A 15,914-nucleotide genomic window follows, 5' to 3' on the forward strand; every position below is an offset into this window, starting at 1 on the left:
GGGCGGTCGTGCGAGGCGTGGCTCAGTCGGCAGCCGGGGATGCCGTCACTTCTTGTCCTCGAGCTGCTCCTTGACCGAGCCGGTCAGCTCGTCCCAGGCGTCGACGAACTTCTGCACGCCCTCCTCCTCGAGGACGCGGAAGACGTCGTCCAGGTCGACACCGGCGTCGCTGACCGACTGCAGGACCTTCTCGGCATCCGCGTAGGTGGACTGCACCGGGGTGCCGGCCCGCCCGTGGTCGGCGTAGGCCTGCATCGTCTTCTCCGGCATCGTGTTCACCGTGTCCGGCGCCGTGAGCTCGGAGATGTAGAGGGTGTCGGAGTACTCCGGGTTCTTGACCCCGGTCGACGCCCACAGCGGGCGCTGCGGCTTGGCGCCGTTCGCCTCCAGCGCCTTCCAGCGGTCGGAGGAGAACTCCTCCTCGTAGGCCTGGTACGCCAGCTGGGCGTTGGCGACGCCGGCCTTGCCCTGGAGCGAGGGGTCGGCCCCGGCGGCATCCAGGCGCTTGTCGATCTCGGTGTCCACCCGGGACACGAAGAACGACGCCACGGACTCGATGCCCTCGAAGGAGGCCGCCGGGTCCTCGGCCTGCCGCTGCTCGAGGCCTGCGATGTAGGCGTCTATGACCGCGCGGTAGCGCTCGAGGCTGAAGATAAGCGTGACGTTGACGCTGATGCCCGCCGCGATCGAACTGGTGATCGCGGGCAGCCCCTCGACGGTGGCCGGGATCTTGATGAACAGGTTCGGCCGGTCGACCAGCCACCACAGGTGCGCGGCCTCGGCGGCGGTGGCGTCGGTGTCGTTGGCCAGGCCGGGGGCCACCTCCAGCGACACCCGACCGTCCCGCCCGGTGCGGGCGGCGACGGGGGCCAGCAGGTCGCAGGCGTCGCGGACGTCGGCCGCGGTGATGGTCCGCAGCGCCTCCTCGACACTCACCCTGCGGACGGCCATGGCGTGCAGCTGGTCGTCGTAGGACTCCGACCCGCTGATCGCCGCGGCGAAGATCGACGGGTTGGTGGTGACCCCGACGACGCTGCGCTCATCGACCAGCGACTGCAGGTTGCCGCTGCGGATGCGGTCGCGGGACAGGTCGTCGAGCCAGACGGCGACCCCGGCCTTCGACAGCTGTGCCAGGTTCTCGTTCTGGGTCATGTCGTGCCCTTCTGTGAGTGGGGGACGGTGGCTCCGCTGTAGGGGCCCGCCGCGAGCTTGCGAGTGGTGGGGGACAGCGGGGTCCTTTCTCATCGGTCGCCGGTCGGGCTGTCCAGCCCGCCGCGGGACACGCCCGCGCCCGACGGTGCAGCGGGGGCCGAGGAGGCGGCCTGGAGGCTCTCCCGGGCGGCGGAGACCACGGCCTCGTCGGTGAGGCCGAACTCCTCGTAGAGCTTCGAGTAGGAAGCGCTGGCACCGAAGTGGTTGAGGCCGACGATCCGCCCGGCGTCGCCGACGAAGTCGCGCCAGCCCATCGGCACGCCGGCCTCGACGCTCACCCGGGCGCGCACGGTGGGCGGCAGGACCTCGTTGCGGTATGCCTCGTCCTGCTCGGTGAACCACTCCCAGCACGGCAGGGAGACCACGCGGGTCGGGACACCGTCGGCCTCCAGCCGCTCGCGGGCGGCGACAGCGATCTGCACCTCCGAGCCGGTGCCCATGAGGATGACCTCGGGAGTCCCGGTGGAGGCCTCGGCGAGGACGTACCCGCCGCGGGCGACGCCCTCGGCCGAGCCCATGACCGAGCGGTCGAAAGTGGGCAGGTTCTGCCGGGACAGCGCGAGGCCGGCCGGCCGGTCGTTGTTCTCCAGAATGGTGCGCCAGGCGACGACCGTTTCGTTGGCGTCGGCCGGGCGGACGAAGTCCAGGCCAGGCATGGCCCGCAGTGCGGCGAAGTGCTCGATCGGCTGGTGGGTCGGGCCGTCCTCGCCGAGGCCGATGGAGTCGTGGGTCCACACGTAGGTCACCGGCAGCTGCATGAGGGCGGCCAGCCGGACGGCGCCCCGCATGTAGTCGGAGAAGATGAGGAAGGTGCCGCCGTAGACGCGGGTGCCGCCGTGCAGCGCGATGCCGTTCATGATCGCGCCCATCGCGTGCTCCCGGACGCCGAAGTGCAGCGTGCGGCCGAAGGGCCCACCGGACCACATCTTGGTCTGCTGGCTGGCCGGCAGGAACGACGGTTCGCCCTTGACCGCGGTGTTGTTGCTCTCCGCCAGGTCGGCCGACCCGCCCCACAGCTCGGGGAGCTCCGGGTAGATCGCCGCGAGCACCTCACCGGACGCCTTGCGGGTGGCCACGCCCTTGGCGTCGGCCGGGAAGCTGGGCAGCGCGTCGGCCCAGCCGGTGGGCAGCTCGCGCACCTTCATCCGCTCCAGCAGAGCGGCCTGCTGGGGGTTGGACTCTTCCCAGGCGGTGAAGCGCTCGGTCCAGGCAGCGTGGTCGGCCCGGCCCCGCTGGACCACCTCCCGGGTGTGCGCGATGACATCGGGCGCCACGTCGAAAGACTTCTCCGGGTCGAAGCCCAGGATTTCCTTGGTGGCCTTCACCTCGTCGTCGCCCAGCGCCGAGCCGTGCGCGGCACCGGTGTTCTGCTTGTTCGGCGCCGGCCACCCGATGATGGTCCGCAGCACGATGATCGAGGGGCGGCTGGTCTCGGTCTTGGCGGCGGCGAACGCGCCGTCCAGGGTGGCGAGGTCCTCCCCGTCGTCCACGTGCTGCACGTGCCAGCCGTAGGCGGCGAAGCGGGCGCCGACGTCCTCGGTGAAGGCGACGTCCGTGTCGTCCTCGATGGAGATCTGGTTGTCGTCGTAGACCAGCACCAGGTTGCCCAGCTGCTGGGTGCCGGCGAGGGACGCGGCCTCGCCGCTGATCCCCTCCTCCATGTCGCCGTCGGAGGCGAAGCACCAGACGGTGTGGTCGAACAGGCTCTCGCCCTCGCCGGCCTCCGGGTCGAGCAGGCCGTGCTCACGACGGGCCGCCATGGCCATCCCGACCGCGTTGCCGACGCCCTGGCCCAGCGGGCCGGTCGTGGTCTCCACGCCGGGGGTGTGGTTGACCTCCGGGTGCCCGGGGGTCAGCGAGCCCCACGTCCGCAGCGCCTCCAGGTCGGCCAGCTCCAGGCCGTAGCCGGCCAGGTAGAGCTGCACGTAGAGGGTCAGGCTCGAGTGCCCCATGGACAGCACGAACCGGTCACGGGCGATCCACTTCGGGTCGCTGGGATCGTGCCGGAGCCACTTCTGGAACAGCAGGTAGGCGACCGGGGCCATGCTCATCGCGGTGCCCGGGTGGCCGTTGCCTACCTTCTGGACGGCGTCCATCGCCAGCACGCGGGCGGTGTCGATGGCCGTACGGTCCAGGTCGCCGAAGCCCTCAGGCAGCGTCGGGTGCGGCTGGCGCGGCGAGCCGGTGGGCGTGTCGCTGGCGGCCTCGGCGGGCGCCTCGGACGCAGTGCTCTGGGTCCCACTGTCAGTGGTCATGTGGCGATCGGTGCTCCCTCGGGGGTCGGTCGGTGCCGAACCCGCCCGGGGGCGCGGTGGACCACCCACCCCGGGCGGGACGACGGTGCGCGTCTCGGTCGCCCGGGGGTCGGGCGGGGCCGGGCGAGCGAGGGGCGCACCGTCGTCGTCGACGTCGGCCCTACCCGCTGCGCGCGCAGCATCAACGTGATCAACCCTAGTGATGCCCGGCCATTCCCGGACGGGGGCGGGGGAGGGCGCCGGGCTACAGTGGGCCGGCAATCCATCCCCGGCAGAGAAGGACCCCGTGGTGCCCCGCTGCCCGCGCGTTCTCGCGCTCCCGGGCCCCCGGTGACGGCGATCGTCGAGCGTCCCTTCGTCCGGGCTCGTGCCGTTCGGGAGCGGACGCTGTCCACCGTGCGGGCCTACGTCGCGCTGACCAAGCCGCGGATCATCGAGCTGCTGCTGGTCACCACGTTGCCGACGATGCTGCTGGCGGCCGGCGGCTGGCCCTCGACGGGGCTGGTCGTGGCCACCCTGGTCGGCGGCACGCTCGCCGCCGGCGCGGCCAACGTCTTCAACTGCTACGTGGACCGCGACATCGATCAGCTGATGCACCGCACCGAGAACCGGCCGTTGCCGACCGGGGCGCTCACCCCGCGCGCGGCGCTGGTCTTCGGCATCGTGCTGACCGTCGTGTCGATCACACTGCTGGCGCTGACCACGACGCCGCTGGCGGCCGCGCTGGCCGCCGCGGCGATCTTCTACTACGCCGTGCTCTACACGATGGTGTTCAAGCGGCGCACCCGGCGCAGCACCGAATTCGGAGGCGTCCCCGGTGCCGCGCCGGTGCTCATCGGGTGGGCCGCGGTGACCGGCTCGCTGGCCTGGCCGGCCGTCGTCTTCTTCGGCGTCGTCTTCTGCTGGCAGATGCCGCACTTCTGGGCGCTGGCGATGCGGTTCCGCGACGACTACGCGCGGGCCGACGTGCCGATGCTGCCGGTGGTCACCAGCGCCCGCAGCGTCGGCCGGCAGTCCGTGGCCTGGGCCTGGGCGACCGTGGCGGTCTCGCTGCTGCTGTGGCCGGTGGCCGCCGACCACGGCATCGGCTGGATCTACACCGTCGCCGCAGTCCTGCTCGGGGGCTGGTTCGCCCTGGAGGCCCACAAGCTGCTGGGCCGGATTCGCCACGAGGCCGAGACCAGGCCGATGCAGCTGTTCCACGTCTCGATCTACTACATGGCGGCGCTGTCGCTGGCGATCGTGGTCGACGTCCTCGTCTGAGGCGTTGGAGCCGACCCCGAGCGGGACCCCGGAGGATCGCCCCTCGCGGTGGCCGTCCCTCATGCAGCGCGAGGACGGGGCGCGCGGTGGGCCGGGCGCCGGGAGGCGACGACAGCGCGGATCCGGGTGGAACTGATCGCCGACCTCACCGCGAGGTGGCCGGGCTCGGGCTACAGCGCGAGGACGGCGACACGGCCGCGAGCCCGGCGATCATGAAGCGGAGACGTTGTCCCGCTGCCGCCACTCCGGTGGGCGGAATGGCGCCTCGGGGGACAACGCTCGCACCAGGGCGCCGGCGATCACCGGGGACGGGCCGCCCCGGGAGATCAGCGGCTGGCGGCGGAGGAGACCGGAGCCGCGGCGTCGACCGGCAGCTCGGAGGCGGGGCCGCGCGTCGCCCACACCAGCCGGGCCGCGTACACGGTGATCAGCACCGCGCCGGCCATGTGTGCCAGCACCAGCAGCGCGGGCAGGTGCGTGAAGTACTGCACGTAACCGATGACGCCCTGGGCCAGCTCCACGACCAGCAGGTCGCGGGCGGCGCGGCGGGCGCGGCCGGGGGAGTCCGTGGCGTGCAGCGCCACCAGCAGCGCTACCGTCAGCCCGACGAGCAGGAAGACGAGGTCGGCGTGCAGTTGGCTCACCAGCTGCGGGTCGAAGCCCGTGCGCCCGGCGCCCGGGTCGCCGCTGTGCGGACCGCTGCCGGTGACCACCGTGCCGAGCACCTCGACGGCGGCCACGGTCGCGGCGATGCCGGTGACCAGCGCGGCCAGCGGACGGCGGACGATCAGCTGCCCCACCCCCGGCTCGCGGGAGCGCAGCCACAGCACCGTGGCCACCGCCACCAGCACCATCGACAGCAGGAAGTGCGCGGCCACGGTCCACGGGTTGAGCCCGGTGAGCACCGTCACCCCGCCGAGCAGCGCCTGCGCGGGGATGCCGAGCAGGCTGAGCACCGCCAGCCGCCGCAGGTCACGGCGCACGGACAGGAACACCGCCGCCACCGTGGCGACCGCCACCCCGACGAGGGCGAAGGTCAGCATCCGGTTGCCGAACTCGATCAGCCCGTGGCCGGCGAGCTCCGGCGTCGGGGTGATGCTGCCGTCGGTGCACCGGGGCCACGTGGGGCAACCCAGGCCCGACCCGGTGAGCCGGACGGCGCCCCCGGTCACCACGATCAGGCCGTTGGCGACGACGTTGAGCAGCGCGATGCGCGCGACGACGGAGGGTCGGACCACCCCGGGAAGAACCGGCACCCCGCCGATGCTACTTACCGCGAGTGCCCCCGCGGCCCGGCGGAGAACCAGCCGGACGGCGACCCACCCGACACGCGCAGACCCGGCGGATCGAACTGCCGCTGACCCGGTGCGCGGCGTCCCGGTGGGTTGGTGAGCACCGGACCCCCGAACAGATGAGGAGCGGCATCCCATGACCAGCGGATTCCCGGGCGAGCCCTACGGGGCCAGCCCGTTCGACGACTTCTTCCAGGCCTTTCTGGGCCCCGGCGCCCGCCGGGGCATGCAGCGGGTGGACATCACCCAGCTGCTCAGCGACCACGCCAAGCAGGTGGTGGCCTCCGCCGCCCAGCAGGCTACCGAGTGGGGCAGCACCGACCTCGACTGCGAGCACCTGCTCTGGGCGCTGGCCGGCCACGAGCCGACCCGCACGCTGCTGGCCCGCGCCGGCGCCGACCCCGACCAGCTCCGCACCCAGCTCGAGGGCGGCCTGCGACGCGGAGCGCCCACCGGGCAGCCGCCGGCGCTGACCCCGGCGGCCAAGCGTGCGCTGCTGGACGCCCACCAGGTGTCCCGGGCCAGTGGCTCCACCTACATCGGCCCCGAGCACCTGCTGTTCGCCCTCTCCCTCAACCCGGAGTCCGGGGCCGGCCGGGCATTGCACGGTGCCCGGGTGACCCCCGAGGCGCTGCAGCGCGCCGCGGCCGGTGGCCCCGCGCCCCGCGGGGCGGCTCCGGGCGGCGGCGGGCCGGCCGGCGGCCAGCCCCCGTCGCCCACGCCGACCCTCGACGAGTTCGGCCGCGACCTGACCCAGCTCGCCCGCGACGGCAAGATCGACCCGGTCATCGGCCGCGCGCAGGAGATCGAGCAGACCATCGAGGTGCTGTCCCGGCGCAACAAGAACAACCCGGTGCTCATCGGCGAGGCCGGCGTCGGCAAGACCGCGATCGTCGAGGGCATCGCCGCGCAGATCGTGGCCGGAGACGTCCCCGAGCAGCTGCGCGGACGGCGGCTGGTCGAGCTGGACCTCACCGGCCTGGTCGCCGGCACCCGCTACCGCGGCGACTTCGAGGAGCGCCTGAAGAAGGTCATCGACGAGATCCGCGAGCACAGCGACTCGGTGCTCGTGTTCATCGACGAGCTGCACACCGTGGTCAACGCCGGTGGCTCGGAGGGCTCGGCAGGGGCGGGCAACATGCTCAAGCCGGCGCTGGCCCGCGGCGAGCTGCACGTCATCGGGGCCACCACGCTCGACGAGTACCGCACCACCATCGAGAAGGACCCGGCGCTGGAACGGCGCTTCCAGCCCATCCTGGTGCCCGAGCCCAGCGTGCTGGACACCATCGAGATCCTGCGCGGGCTGCGCGACCGCTACGAGGCGCACCACCAGGTGCGGTTCACCGACGAGGCCCTGGTCGCGGCGGCGGAGCTGTCCGACCGCTACATCGCCGACCGGCACCTCCCGGACAAGGCGATCGACCTGATCGACCAGGCCGGTGCCCGGGTGCGGCTGCGGGTCAAGACGCCCACGACCGACCTCCGGTCGCTGGAGCAGGAGGTCGATCGGCTGCAGCGGGAGAAGGACCAGGCCGTCGCCGCCGAGCAGTACGAGCGTGCCTCGACGCTGCGCGACGAGCTCACGACCGCCCAGGCCTCGCTGGAGCAGGCCCGGTCCGGGGGGAACGCGGGCATCCCCGAGGTGGGGACGACGGAGATCGCCGAGGTGGTCTCCCGGTCCACCGGCATCCCGGTCGCCCAGCTGACCGAGGAGGAGCGCGACCGGCTGCTGCGGCTGGAGGACGTGCTGCACGCCCGGGTCGTCGGCCAGGAGGAGGCGGTCGAGGTCGTCTCCGAGGCGATCCGCCGCTCGCGGGCCGGACTCGGTGACCCGGACCGGCCGATCGGCAGCTTCCTGTTCCTCGGACCAACCGGCGTCGGCAAGACCGAGCTGGCCCGGGCACTGGCCGAGGCGCTGTTCGGCGACTCCGACCGGATGGTGCGACTGGACATGAGCGAGTTCCAGGAGCGGCACACGGTCAGCCGGCTGGTCGGCTCGCCCCCCGGATACGTCGGCTACGAGGACGCCGGGCAGCTGACCGAGGCGGTACGGCGCAACCCGTACTCCGTGGTGCTGCTCGACGAGATCGAGAAGGCCCACCCGGACGTCCTTAACACGCTGCTGCAGCTGCTGGACGACGGCCGGCTCACCGACTCTCAGGGCCGCACGGTCTCCTTCGCCAACACCGTGGTGGTCATGACCAGCAACCTGGGGTCGGAGGCGATCGTCAACGCCGCCCGGGGCCCGCTCGGCTTCACCGCCAACGGCAACGCCACCGGAGACCTGCGCGACGCGGTGATGCGCCGGCTGCGCGAGGCGTTCCGGCCGGAGTTCCTCAACCGGATCGACGAGATCGTCGTCTTCCGCCAGTTGGAGCCCGAGCAGCTGACGAGGATCACCGACCTGCTGCTGGACGACACCCGCCGCCGGCTGGCCGCCCAGGACATCACCCTGGACTTCAGCCCCGAGGCGGTGGCCTGGCTGGCCGAGCGGGGCCACGAGCCGGCCTTCGGTGCCCGTCCGCTGCGCCGGGCGATCCAGCGCGAGGTGGACAACCCGTTGTCCCGGCTGGTGCTCAGCAGCGGGCTGCACGCCGGCCAGCGGGCCACGGTCAGCGTCGCCGACGGAGCCCTGCGGTTCGACGTCGCGGACGCCGACCCGAACACCGTCGCGGCGGTCCCCGAGCCCGCGGACGTGTGACGCCGGCCTCGGGAGTCCGCAGTAAGGGCGACCTTGCTTGCGGACTTCCCGATTAAGCACACAATCGTGTTGTGGAAACCGTCGAAGCCGCCGTCCGGAGTCCTGCTCCGGTCGATGACGGGCGTACCCGTGACCGGGTGAGCGGCCTGCTCCTCGAGCACGGCGCGCAGACGGCCACCGAACTGGCCGCCCTGCTCGGCGTCTCCCCGGCGGCGGTCCGCCGGCACCTCGACGCCCTCGTCGCCGCCGGCCGGGTCGCCGAGCGGCAGGCGCAGGGTGCGGTCGCCGGCTCCCGCGGCCGCCCGGCCCGCCGCTTCACCCTCACCGACGCCGGGCGCTCGGCCTTTCCGCACGCCTATGACGACCTGGCGCTCACCGCGCTGCGGTTCGTGGCCACCCACGGCGGCCCGGACGCCGTCCGGTCGGTCGCCGAGCAGCAACTGGCCGGTCTCGAGCAGCGCTGCTCGACCGCGGTGGAGGGCGCGCAGGCCGCGGCCGGCTCCCACGGCGAGGCGGTCGACCGGGCGCACGTCCTGGCGCTTGCGCTGACCGCGGAGGGCTACGCGGCCACCGCCTCGGCCATCTCCAGCGGTGGCCAGCTGTGCCAGCATCACTGCCCGGTGGCACACGTCGCGGCCGAGTTCCCGCAGCTGTGCGAGGCTGAGACCGCGGTGATCGGCCGGCTGGTGGGCACGCACGTCCAGCGTCTGGCCACGATCGCCCACGGCGACGGCATCTGCACCACCCACATACCGGGCCGGCTCACCTCTCGCACGGGGAACAAAGCCGTTTCTGCAGGCCCTGTACCTGCTGGTCGCGCAAGGCCGGGAACGGCCGGCGCCAGCACTGCAACCCCCTCGATCGACCGGGAGAGGACCCCCGCATGACCAGCACCCAACAGCCCGTGGCAGCAACGACATTGACGAGCGCGCCGCTGACCCAGGACGAACAGATCGATGCGCTCGGCCGGTACAAGTTCGGCTGGGCGGACGACGACACCGCCGGCGCCTCGGCCACGCGTGGCCTGAGCGAGGCCGTCGTGCGGAACATCTCCGGCCTCAAGAGCGAGCCCGAGTGGATGCTGGAGCGCCGCCTGAAGGCCCTGAAGCTCTTCGGCAAGAAGCCGATGCCGGACTGGGGATCGGACCTGTCGGGCATCGACTTCCAGAACATCAAGTACTTCGTGCGCTCCACCGAGGCCCAGGCCGCCTCGTGGGAAGAGCTGCCCGAGGAGATCCGCAACACCTACGACCGGCTGGGCATCCCGGAGGCCGAGAAGCAGCGGCTGGTCTCCGGCGTCGCGGCGCAGTACGAGTCGGAGGTCGTCTACCACCAGATCCAGAAGGAGCTGGAGGACCAGGGCGTGATCTTCCTGGACACCGACTCCGCGCTCAAGGAGTACCCCGACCTGTTCCGCGAGTACTACGGCTCGGCGATCCCCGCCGGCGACAACAAGTTCGCCGCGTTGAACAGCGCGGTGTGGTCGGGTGGCTCGTTCATCTACGTCCCCAAGGGCGTGCACGTCGAGATCCCGCTGCAGGCCTACTTCCGGATCAACACCGAGAACATGGGCCAGTTCGAGCGGACGCTGATCATCGTCGACGAGGGCGCCTACGTGCACTATGTCGAGGGCTGCACCGCGCCGATTTACAAGAGCGACTCGCTGCACTCCGCGGTCGTCGAGATCATCGTCAAGAAGAACGCGCGCTGCCGGTACACGACCATCCAGAACTGGTCGAACAACGTCTACAACCTGGTTACCAAGCGGGCCATTGCCCACGAGGGCGCGACCATGGAGTGGGTCGACGGCAACATCGGCTCCAAGGTGACGATGAAGTACCCGGCCGTGTGGATGACCGGCGAGCACGCCAAGGGCGAGGTGCTCTCCATCGCCTTCGCCGGTGAGGGCCAGCACCAGGACGCCGGTGCCAAGATGGTGCACGCGGCGCCGCACACCTCCTCGAACATCATCAGCAAGTCGGTGGCCCGCGGCGGAGGCCGCACCAGCTACCGCGGGCTGGTCCAGATCGACGAGGGCGCCTACGGCTCCAAGTCCACGGTGAAGTGCGACGCGCTGCTGGTGGACACCATCAGCCGCTCGGACACCTATCCCTACGTCGACGTCCGCGAGGACGACGTGTCCATGGGCCACGAGGCGACCGTCTCCCGGGTCAGCGAGGACCAGCTCTTCTACCTGATGAGCCGGGGAATGTCCGAGGACGAGGCGATGGCGATGGTCGTGCGCGGCTTCGTCGAGCCGATCGCCCGGGAGCTCCCGATGGAGTACGCCCTCGAGCTCAACCGGCTGATCGAACTGCAGATGGAAGGTGCCGTCGGCTGATGTCGGCCCCACAGAATACAGGTACTGACGACCAGACCACCCTGACCACCGACTCAGCCGCCCTCGCCTCGGAGCTCTTCGCTCCCGGCGTGGGCGCGCAGGCCGGGCCCCCCACCACTCCGGCCGCCGGCACCGGCACCAGCGGCCAGGCGACCCCGGGCGCGCACTCGCACGGCGGCTCTGCTGCCAACGGCGGTGCGCCCACCGGCACGCCGGCGGAGCGGTTCACCTCCACCGACCCCGACGCCTTCGGCGCGCCGACCGGCCGTGAGGAGGAGTGGCGCTTCACGCCGATGCGCCGCATGCGCACGCTGCTGGACGGCGCGCCCTCCGACGTCCACCCGCAGTGGACGGCGGACCTGCCCGATGGTGTCGAGCTGACCTCCGTCGACGCCGACGAGCCGCTGCTCAAGGGGCTTCCCGAGCCCGTTGACCGGCTGGCCGCCCTCACCCGGCAGCGCGCCGGCGGGGCCGCCGTCGTCCGGATCGCCAAGGAGACCGTTCTCGACCGGCCGGTCACCCTGTCGCTGGTCGGCGCCGGCAGCCCCGGCGACGACATGGACGTCGTGTGGGGCCAGCTCGTCGTGGAGGTCGGGCAGAACGCCGCGGCCACCGTCGTGCTGGACCACACCGGCCTGGCCCGCTACTCCGGTGGCGTCGCCGTCCTGCTCGGCGACGGCGCGCAGCTCACCGTCATCTCGGTGCAGGACTGGGCGCCCGGCGCGGTACACGGCGGCCAGTACGACGCCGTCGTCGGCCGCGACGCGACCTTCAAGCAGGTGGTGGTCACCCTGGGGGGTGACCTGGTCCGGCTGGTCAGCAACGTGCAGTACGCCGGCCCCGGCGGACAAGCCGACCTGTTCGGCGTGTACTTCGCCGACGAGAGTCAGCACCAGGAGCACCGGCTCTGGGTCGACCACGGCACGCCCAACTGCCGCAGCAACGTCGTCTACAAGGGCGCGCTGCAGGGGGACAAGGCGCACACGGTGTGGATCGGTGACGTGCGGATCCGCCCGGCGGCCACCGGCACCGACACCTACGAGCTGAACCGGAACCTGGTGCTCACCGACGGCGCCCGTGCCGACTCGGTTCCGAACCTGGAGATCGAGACCGGCGAGATCGTCGGCGCCGGGCACGCCAGCGCGACCGGCCGGTTCGACGACGAGCAGCTGTTCTACCTCTGCTCGCGCGGCATCGACGCCGAGACCGCCCGCCGTCTGGTGGTGCGCGGCTTCTTCGCCGACGTTGTCCAGCACCTCGGGCTGCCTGAGCTGCAGGACCGGCTCATGCGCACCATCGAGGCCCGCCTCGGTGCACTGCCCGAGCTCGACGAGCAGCCCGTCGAGGTGGCCTGAGCCATGGCCTTCGAGCGGATGTGCGCGCTGTCCGAGGTGCCCGAGGACGGGTCGCTGCAGGTGCAACTGCCCGACATCGATGTCGCCGTCGTCCGGTTCGAGGGAGAGCTGTACGCCCTCGAGGACCGCTGCTCGCACGCCGACGTCCCGCTCACCGAGGGCGACGTCGACGAGGTCGACGGCGCCCCCACCATCGAGTGCGCACTGCACGGGTCGTGCTTCGACCTGCGCACCGGCGAGCCCACGAACCTCCCGGCCACCGAGCCGGTCCCCGTCTATCCGGTCCGGGTGGAGGGCGACGACGTCCTGGTCGACGTCGAGGCCCCCATCGCCGTGGCCAGCACCTGAGGAGCGAGAACCCCGTGACCAGCCCCACCGCCACCCCGACCGCCGCCGGTCCCAGCACCGGCAGCGTGCTGGAGATCCGCGACCTGCACGTCACCGTCGGCGAGGGTGATGACGCCAAGGAGATCCTCCGCGGCGTCGACCTGACCGTCCGCGGCGGCGAGACCCACGCGATCATGGGCCCGAACGGGTCCGGCAAGTCGACCCTGGCCTACTCGATCGCCGGCCACCCGAAGTACACGATCACCGGCGGCACCGTGACCCTCGACGGCGAGGACGTCCTCGCGATGACCGTGGACGAGCGCGCCCGGGCCGGCCTGTTCCTGGCCATGCAGTACCCGGTCGAGGTCCCCGGCGTCTCGGTCTCCAACTTCCTGCGCACCGCGGCCACCGCGGTGACCGGCCAGGCGCCGAAGCTGCGCACCTGGGTCAAGGACGTCAAGACCGAGATGGACGCCCTGGAGATGGACTCGGCCTTCGCCGAGCGCAACGTCAACGAGGGCTTCTCCGGCGGTGAGAAGAAGCGCCACGAGATCTTGCAGATGCGGCTGCTCAAGCCGAAGGTCGCCATCCTGGACGAGACCGACTCCGGCCTGGACGTCGACGCGCTGCGGATCGTCTCCGAGGGCGTCAACCGCGCCAAGGCCGACAGCCCGGTCGGCGTCCTGCTGATCACGCACTACACGCGGATCCTGCGCTACATCAAGCCCGACTTCGTGCATGTCTTCGTCGCCGGCCGGATCGTCGAGGAGGGTGGCTCCGAGCTCGCCGACAAGCTGGAGAACGAGGGCTACGCCGCCTACGTGAAGGACTCGGCCGAGCAGGCCGCTGCCGAGGCTGAGACGGCATGACCCAGACCGTCTCGCGTCCCGCTGCATCATCGGGTGAGGCGCGTGAGCCCACGCTCCCGCTGGACGTCGAGGCGATCCGGGCGGACTTCCCGATCCTCACCCGTACCGTCCGGGATGGCAAGCGGCTGGTCTACCTCGACTCCGGCGCGACGTCGCAGAAGCCGCGCAGCGTCCTGGACGCCGAGCGCTGGTTCTACGAGAACGTCAACGCTGCGCCGCACCGGGGGGCCCACCAGCTCGCCGAGGAGGCCACCGGCGCCTACGAGGCCGCGCGCGCCACGATCGGTGCGTTCATCGGAGCCCCGGAGAACGAGATCGTCTTCACCCGCAACAGCACCGAGTCGATCAACCTGGTCGCCTACGCGTTGTCCAACGCGGCGACGGCCAAGGAGCCGGAGTTCCGCCGGTACGCGGTGGGCCAGGGTGACGAGATCGTGGTCACCGAGATGGAGCACCACGCCAACCTGCTGCCCTGGCAGCAGCTGTGCGAGCGCACCGGGGCGACCCTGCGCTGGCTCGGCCTGACCGACGGCGGCCGGCTGGACCTCGCGGACCTGGCGACCGTGGTCAACGAGCGCACCAAGCTGGTCGCGGTCACCCAGCAGTCGAACATCCTGGGCACCATCAACCCGCTGGGCGAGATCATCGCCCGCGCCCACGGGGTCGGCGCCCTGGTGCTGGTCGACGGCGCGCAGTCGGTGCCGCACCAGCCGGTCGACGTGACCGAGCTGGGCGCGGACTTCCTGGTGTTCTCGGGGCACAAGATGCTCGGGCCCACCGGGGTCGGCGTGCTGTGGGGGCGCTACGACGTCCTCGACGCGCTGCCGCCGTTCCTGACCGGCGGCTCGATGATCGAGGTCGTCCGGATGGAGGGCAGCACCTTCGCCGCCCCGCCGCAGCGCTTCGAGGCCGGCGTACCGATGACCGCGCAGGTCATCGGACTGGCCGCCGCCGTCGAGTACCTCCAAGGCCTGGGCATGGACCGGGTCGAGGAGCACGAGAAGGTGCTCACCGGCTACGCGCTGGCGAAGCTGGCCGAGATCCCCGGCGTCACGGTCATCGGGCCGCCGGACACCGTCGCCCGCGGCGGAGCGATCAGCTTCACCGTCGAGGGCATCCACCCGCACGACGTCGGCCAGGTGCTCGACGACCTGGGCATCGCCGTCCGGGTGGGGCACCACTGCGCCTGGCCCGTCGTCCGCCGCTACGGCGTGCCGGCCACCACCCGGGCCACGTTCTACGTGCACACCGGGTACGACGACATCGACGCGCTCGTGGAAGGTGTGCGGGCGGCGCAGCGTTTCTTCGGTGTGACGCCCGAGGAGGCAACCGCCTGATGCAACTGCAGTCGATGTACCAGGACATCATCCTGGACCACTACCGCAACCCGCACGGCCGCGGGTTGCGCGAGCCGTTCGAGGCCGAGGTGCACCACGTCAACCCGACGTGCGGGGACGAGGTGACCCTGCGGGTGCACCTGGACGGCGACACCATCGCCGACGTCTCCTACGAGGGGATGGGTTGCTCGATCAGCCAGGCGTCGGTCTCGGCCATGTACGACCTGGTCATCGGCCAGTCCGTGGAGCAGGCGCTGGAGACCGGCGAGCACTTCATGACCCTGATGCAGAGCAAGGGTGACGCATCGGTGGCCGAGAAGCTCGAGGACGAACTGGAGGACGCGGTCGCCTTCGCCGGCGTCTCGAAGTACCCCGCGCGCGTCAAGTGCGCGCTGATGAGCTGGATGGCCCTCAAGGACGCCAGCGCACGAGCCCTGTCCTCCGCCCACCCCACCGCCCCGACTGGAGGAACGCTGTCATGAGCGAGATCACGGAGCCGACCGCTGAGCCGGCCATCTTCGGCGGCAAGTCCGCCCTGATCGAGGACCTCGAAGAGGCCATGCGCGACGTGGTCGACCCCGAGCTCGGCGTCAACGTCGTCGATCTGGGCCTGGTCTACGGCCTGGACGTCGACACCGAGGCCAACGTCGCGATCATCGACATGACCCTGACGTCGGCGGCCTGCCCGCTGACCGACGTGATCGAGGACCAGGCCCGCCAGGCGCTGACCGGCGGCCCCGGCCCCGGCCTGGTCGACGACATCCGGATCAACTGGGTCTGGATGCCGCCGTGGGGTCCGGACAAGATCACCGACGACGGGCGTGAGCAGCTGCGCGCCCTCGGCTTCCGGGTATGAACGACCGGCCTCTCTGGAGTGGCCCGCGCTGAATTGCGAGGCGCGGGGTGGCACGTGAAGGACTCCCCTGCCCCCACCGCTCGCACGCTCGCGGCGGGTCCCTGCC

Annotated in this window: 13 protein-coding genes; 10 read left to right on the plus strand and 3 right to left on the minus strand. The window is 71.7% G+C overall.

The window, feature by feature from the left end; translation table 11 throughout:
- Nucleotides 1–45: 45 nt before the first annotated feature.
- Both tal and tkt read right to left on the minus strand, forming a co-directional pair.
- Nucleotides 46–1,152 (minus strand): transaldolase, encoded by a 1,107-nt coding sequence (tal, locus tag BLW04_RS10090; RefSeq protein WP_091539635.1) that lies wholly within the window; start codon nt 1,150–1,152, stop codon nt 46–48.
- Nucleotides 1,153–1,241: 89 nt separating this feature from the next.
- Entirely contained in the window at nt 1,242–3,467 is a 2,226-nt protein-coding gene (gene tkt, locus BLW04_RS10095) for a transketolase (protein WP_091539639.1), read from the minus strand.
- A gap of 330 nt (nt 3,468–3,797) precedes the next feature.
- Between tkt and BLW04_RS10100 the strand changes: the two genes are divergently transcribed.
- Nucleotides 3,798–4,730, plus strand: a complete 933-nt coding sequence (locus BLW04_RS10100) for a heme o synthase (protein ID WP_091539643.1) — start codon at nt 3,798–3,800, stop codon at nt 4,728–4,730.
- Nucleotides 4,731–5,056: 326 nt separating this feature from the next.
- On the opposite strand, the gene BLW04_RS10105 is transcribed toward BLW04_RS10100, so the two are convergent.
- Nucleotides 5,057–5,986: a COX15/CtaA family protein gene (locus BLW04_RS10105; protein ID WP_091539646.1), complete on the minus strand. Its 930-nt coding sequence runs from the start codon at nt 5,984–5,986 to the stop codon at nt 5,057–5,059.
- Between the two features lie 172 nt (nt 5,987–6,158).
- Here BLW04_RS10105 and BLW04_RS10110 point away from each other — a divergent pair, with 172 nt between their 5' ends.
- The 9 genes from BLW04_RS10110 (at nt 6,159) to BLW04_RS10150 (ending at nt 15,808) form a co-directional block, all read left to right on the plus strand.
- A complete protein-coding gene (locus BLW04_RS10110) occupies nt 6,159–8,723 on the plus strand; it encodes an ATP-dependent Clp protease ATP-binding subunit (protein ID WP_091539650.1) in 2,565 nt (854 codons plus the stop codon).
- A gap of 137 nt (nt 8,724–8,860) precedes the next feature.
- Nucleotides 8,861–9,610: a helix-turn-helix transcriptional regulator gene (locus BLW04_RS10115; protein WP_254781242.1), complete on the plus strand. Its 750-nt coding sequence runs from the start codon at nt 8,861–8,863 to the stop codon at nt 9,608–9,610.
- The gene (gene sufB / locus BLW04_RS10120; protein ID WP_091539658.1) at nt 9,607–11,064 is read left to right on the plus strand and encodes a Fe-S cluster assembly protein SufB; all 1,458 of its coding nucleotides are present in this window, start codon (nt 9,607–9,609) and stop codon (nt 11,062–11,064) included. Before BLW04_RS10115 ends, sufB begins: the two co-directional genes overlap by 4 nt.
- On the plus strand, nt 11,064–12,419 hold the full coding sequence (sufD, locus tag BLW04_RS10125; RefSeq protein WP_091539661.1) for a Fe-S cluster assembly protein SufD: 1,356 nt from the start codon (nt 11,064–11,066) through the stop codon (nt 12,417–12,419). Before sufB ends, sufD begins: the two co-directional genes overlap by 1 nt.
- A gap of 3 nt (nt 12,420–12,422) precedes the next feature.
- Nucleotides 12,423–12,767: a Rieske (2Fe-2S) protein gene (locus BLW04_RS10130; RefSeq protein ID WP_091539664.1), complete on the plus strand. Its 345-nt coding sequence runs from the start codon at nt 12,423–12,425 to the stop codon at nt 12,765–12,767.
- Nucleotides 12,768–12,781: 14 nt separating this feature from the next.
- On the plus strand, nt 12,782–13,615 hold the full coding sequence (gene sufC, locus BLW04_RS10135; RefSeq protein WP_091539668.1) for a Fe-S cluster assembly ATPase SufC: 834 nt from the start codon (nt 12,782–12,784) through the stop codon (nt 13,613–13,615).
- The gene (locus BLW04_RS10140; protein WP_091539671.1) at nt 13,612–14,952 is read left to right on the plus strand and encodes a cysteine desulfurase; all 1,341 of its coding nucleotides are present in this window, start codon (nt 13,612–13,614) and stop codon (nt 14,950–14,952) included. The genes sufC and BLW04_RS10140 overlap by 4 nt, the downstream gene beginning before the upstream one ends.
- On the plus strand, nt 14,952–15,434 hold the full coding sequence (gene sufU, locus BLW04_RS10145; RefSeq protein ID WP_091539675.1) for a Fe-S cluster assembly sulfur transfer protein SufU: 483 nt from the start codon (nt 14,952–14,954) through the stop codon (nt 15,432–15,434). The genes BLW04_RS10140 and sufU overlap by 1 nt, the downstream gene beginning before the upstream one ends.
- Nucleotides 15,431–15,808 carry a metal-sulfur cluster assembly factor gene (locus BLW04_RS10150; RefSeq protein ID WP_091539679.1) on the plus strand — a complete coding sequence of 126 codons (378 nt, stop codon included), beginning with the start codon at nt 15,431–15,433 and terminating at the stop codon, nt 15,806–15,808. Before sufU ends, BLW04_RS10150 begins: the two co-directional genes overlap by 4 nt.
- The last annotated feature ends 106 nt before the right edge of the window (nt 15,809–15,914 follow it).

This window comes from Modestobacter sp. DSM 44400 (assembly GCF_900107175.1).
GTDB lineage: Bacteria > Actinomycetota > Actinomycetes > Mycobacteriales > Geodermatophilaceae > Modestobacter.

Coding starts and splice junctions, on each gene's coding strand:
- BLW04_RS10150 (WP_091539679.1), top strand. CDS start 15,431: ATGAGCGAGATCACGGAGCCGACCGCTGAGCCGGCCATCTTCGGCGGC.
- tal (WP_091539635.1), bottom strand. CDS start 1,152: ATGACCCAGAACGAGAACCTGGCACAGCTGTCGAAGGCCGGGGTCGCC.
- BLW04_RS10140 (WP_091539671.1), top strand. CDS start 13,612: ATGACCCAGACCGTCTCGCGTCCCGCTGCATCATCGGGTGAGGCGCGT.
- BLW04_RS10130 (WP_091539664.1), top strand. CDS start 12,423: ATGGCCTTCGAGCGGATGTGCGCGCTGTCCGAGGTGCCCGAGGACGGG.
- sufU (WP_091539675.1), top strand. CDS start 14,952: ATGCAACTGCAGTCGATGTACCAGGACATCATCCTGGACCACTACCGC.
- BLW04_RS10110 (WP_091539650.1), top strand. CDS start 6,159: ATGACCAGCGGATTCCCGGGCGAGCCCTACGGGGCCAGCCCGTTCGAC.
- tkt (WP_091539639.1), bottom strand. CDS start 3,467: ATGACCACTGACAGTGGGACCCAGAGCACTGCGTCCGAGGCGCCCGCC.
- sufD (WP_091539661.1), top strand. CDS start 11,064: ATGTCGGCCCCACAGAATACAGGTACTGACGACCAGACCACCCTGACC.
- sufB (WP_091539658.1), top strand. CDS start 9,607: ATGACCAGCACCCAACAGCCCGTGGCAGCAACGACATTGACGAGCGCG.